Source organism: uncultured Marinobacter sp. (assembly GCF_963974375.1).
In the GTDB taxonomy this organism is placed as follows: Bacteria; Pseudomonadota; Gammaproteobacteria; order Pseudomonadales; family Oleiphilaceae; genus Marinobacter.
This window is the reverse complement of the sequence record NZ_CAXBDN010000368.1, coordinates 1-3,129: the sequence shown is the minus strand read 5'-3', so window position 1 is coordinate 3,129 and position 3,129 is coordinate 1. Positions and strand designations below refer to the sequence as shown.

General features: G+C 59.6%; 4 protein-coding genes and 1 pseudogene. All 5 read left to right on the top strand.

Going from position 1 to position 3,129, the window contains the following annotated elements:
• Window positions 1-150 (top strand): annotated as a pseudogene (locus tag AAC035_RS20155) (riboflavin biosynthesis protein RibD); the annotation flags it as partial.
• Window positions 151-260: 110 nt separating this feature from the next.
• Window positions 261-1,379, top strand: coding sequence for a bifunctional 3,4-dihydroxy-2-butanone-4-phosphate synthase/GTP cyclohydrolase II (ribBA, locus tag AAC035_RS20150; RefSeq protein ID WP_339806902.1), 1,119 nt, complete (start codon window positions 261-263; stop codon window positions 1,377-1,379).
• Between the two features lie 77 nt (window positions 1,380-1,456).
• Window positions 1,457-1,933, top strand: coding sequence for a 6,7-dimethyl-8-ribityllumazine synthase (ribE, locus tag AAC035_RS20145; RefSeq protein WP_339806901.1), 477 nt, complete (start codon window positions 1,457-1,459; stop codon window positions 1,931-1,933).
• Window positions 1,933-2,412 carry a transcription antitermination factor NusB gene (gene nusB, locus AAC035_RS20140; RefSeq protein WP_339806900.1) on the top strand — a complete coding sequence of 160 codons (480 nt, stop codon included), beginning with the start codon at window positions 1,933-1,935 and terminating at the stop codon, window positions 2,410-2,412. The genes ribE and nusB overlap by 1 nt, the downstream gene beginning before the upstream one ends.
• A gap of 24 nt (window positions 2,413-2,436) precedes the next feature.
• Window positions 2,437-3,129, top strand: a 693-nt coding sequence (thiL, locus tag AAC035_RS20135; RefSeq protein WP_339806899.1) for a thiamine-phosphate kinase, incomplete at its 3' end; no start/stop codon positions are given.

Genomic DNA, 3,129 nt, shown 5'->3' with positions numbered 1-3,129 from the left:
TGGCTGTACCAGGCCCCCATGTTCCTGGGTAGCGAGGGTCGACCGACGGCCCGGCTGCCGCTGGACAAAATGTCGGACAAAGTACAGTGGAAGGTGCTGGACCGTCGTCAGATCGGCGCTGATCAGCGTTTGATACTGGCACCACAATAACCGGTGACCACAGTGGTGGCATCGGCTCATGTCTATAAACCACGGCAGTCTGGCGGCTCCGGGCTGAAAAGCTCAGGCCTGGCGGCTGACCTGGAGGGTGCAAACAGATTATGGCACTGAACAGCATAGAAGAGATCATTGCAGATATCCGGCAGGGCAAGATGGTCATCCTGATGGATGACGAAGATCGCGAAAACGAAGGCGATCTGGTGATGGCTGCGGAATTCTGCACGCCGGAGGCCATCAATTTCATGGCGCGGTTTGGTCGTGGTCTGATCTGCATGCCAATGACCCGTACCCGCTGTGAGCAGCTCGGTCTGCCGTTGATGGTTCACAGCAATCATTCCGGTTTCGGGACCAAGTTCACCCTCTCTATCGAGGCCGCTGAAGGCGTGTCCACCGGCATTTCCGCCGCGGATCGTTCCCGCACGGTTCAGGCCGCCGTTGCCAGGGGCGCAAAGGCTTCTGATCTGGTTCAGCCGGGTCATATCTTTCCGCTGATGGCGGATCCTGGCGGCGTTCTCAGCCGGGCAGGCCATACCGAGGCGTCCTGTGATCTGGCGGCACTGGCAGGGTGTGAGCCTGCCGGAGTGATCTGCGAGATCATGAACGACGATGGCTCCATGGCCCGCCGTGAAGATCTGGAGAGATTCGCCGAGCTGCACGATCTCAAGATTGGCACCATTGCGGATCTGATCCACTATCGCACCATGAATGAGCGCACCATTGAGTGCGTTGAACAATACGATCTGGATACCGAGTACGGCACCTTCAACCTGCGCACCTATCGCGACAATATTCAGGGCGCCACCCATCTGGCCATGGTCATGGGTGACATTGACGCCAACGAGCCGTCGTTGGTGAGGGTTCACATTACCGACACCCTGCGCGATTTACTGGGTGCCCGACGTGAGGGCTCCCACAGCTGGCCTCTGCACCATGCCTTGAGCCGGGTGGCTGAAGAGGGTCGGGGTGTGGTGGTCCTGCTGAACAGCGCGGAAGACAGTTACAACCTGGAAGACCGTATTCACGAATTTTTTGGTGAAGGCCCGGCAGCGGCAGGAAAAGGTGGCAGCTCAGGGGTTTATTTCACGGTTGGTACCGGTTCCCAGATTCTGCGTGATATCGGGGTAGGCAAGATGCGGTTGCTGAGTGCACCCATCAAGTTTTCGGCAATTTCCGGGTTTGAACTGGAAGTGGTTGAGTATCTGCCCTACACCGGCGAGTAATTTTGAATAGCGGGGACAGCCCCCGATACCCATAGCGAGTCTGCGCCCGGCGGCGGGCAGACATACAGGAGCCAGACATGGCAGATATCAAAGTAATTGAGGGCGATTTTCGCCAGTGTTCCGGTCGTTACGCGCTGGTGGTTGGTCGTTTTAACGGTTTTGTGGTTGAAAGCCTGGTAGAGGGTGCCATCGATACTCTGCGGCGCCACGGTATTGCCGACGATGACATCGCCATCATTCGCGTGCCCGGCGCTTATGAAATGCCGCTTGCGGTCAAACGGGTCGCAGAGACCGGCACCTACAGCGCCATTATCGCCCTGGGCGCCGTGATCCGTGGCGGTACGCCGCATTTCGAATATGTGGCAGGCGAGGCGGCCAGTGGCCTCGGTGCGGTCAGCCTCGAGACGGATATCCCGGTCAGCTTCGGTGTACTGACTGTCGATTCCATCGAGCAGGCCATCGAAAGGTCCGGCACCAAAGCCGGTAACAAGGGCGCGGAAGCGGCCATTACAGCGCTGGAAATGGTCAGTCTGTTCAACAAGCTGGGTGAGTAATGAGCGAGCAGGACCAGACTTCTTCGGCGGCTCCGGCCGGAAAGCCCAAGGCGGGTGATCGTCGCCGGGCCCGGGCACTTGCGCTGCAGGCGTTGTACCAGCGTCATTTCAGCAGGAGTGCGATGACGGATATTGAAGCGGAATTCATGGTTGATAACGACATGAGTAACGTCGATACCGCCTACTTCCGGGAACTGATCCGCGGCATTCATCGTGAACAGGGGGATCTGGACCGGCTCATTGAGCCTTTCCTGGATCGTCCCATAGGTGAAGTGGACGCCATTGAACTGGCGATCGTCCGCCTTGGAACCTTTGAACTCAAGCACCGCATTGATGTGCCTTACCGGGTCGTGATCAATGAGGGTATTGAGCTTGCCAAACGTTTCGGTGGCACGGAAGGTCACAAGTTCGTCAACAGCTTGCTGGACAAGCTCAGCCGCCGTTTGCGGCTGGCTGAGACGCGTCCACGTCAGGACTGAGCCAGCAACCGGTGGCAGGTTTTCATGGGCGAGTTTGAGTTGATCGAGAACCTGTTTCGCCCGCTGGCGAAACGCCTCCGCCACCCGGATCTGATCCTTGGTCCGGGAGACGATTGCGCCATTCAGAGCCTGTCACCGGGCCATCAGCTGGTATTTTCTGTGGATACCCTCGTTGAGGGTGTCCATTTTCCCTTGCACTATGATCCCCGCTCTCTGGGCTGGCGAGCCCTCGCCGTTGCGGTCAGCGACCTGGCTGCCATGGGCGCCGATCCCGTCTGCTTTACCCTCGCTCTAACCCTGCCCGATGCCCGGGAAAGCTGGCTGCGTCCGTTTACCGAGGGCCTGGCTGACGCCGCGGTGGCCTTTGGTATTGCGCTGGCAGGTGGCGACACCACACGGGGGCCTCTCACGCTCTCGGTGCAGGTTCACGGAACCGTACCCGCAGGTCTTGCGCTGGTGCGCAGTGGTGCACGGGTGGGGGATCTTATCTGTGTTACCGGTGAGCTGGGCGGTGCGGCGGCGGCCCTGGCCCTGCTGGACAAGCCGCCCACAACGCCGGTGTCCAGGGCGTTACTCACCCGCTACCATCATCCGCAACCACGGCTGTCGGCAGGCCAGTGGCTGAGAGGTAAGGCCTCTGCCTGCATCGATGTATCGGATGGCTTGCTGGCGGACCTGGGACATATCCTCAAGGCGTCCGGAGTTGGGGGCCGGGTA

Bases quoted from the DNA above. Each gene is read 5' to 3' on its own strand.
- ribBA (WP_339806902.1), top strand. From the start codon at position 261: ATGGCACTGAACAGCATAGAAGAGATCATTGCAGATATCCGGCAGGGC.
- ribE (WP_339806901.1), top strand. From the start codon at position 1,457: ATGGCAGATATCAAAGTAATTGAGGGCGATTTTCGCCAGTGTTCCGGT.
- nusB (WP_339806900.1), top strand. From the start codon at position 1,933: ATGAGCGAGCAGGACCAGACTTCTTCGGCGGCTCCGGCCGGAAAGCCC.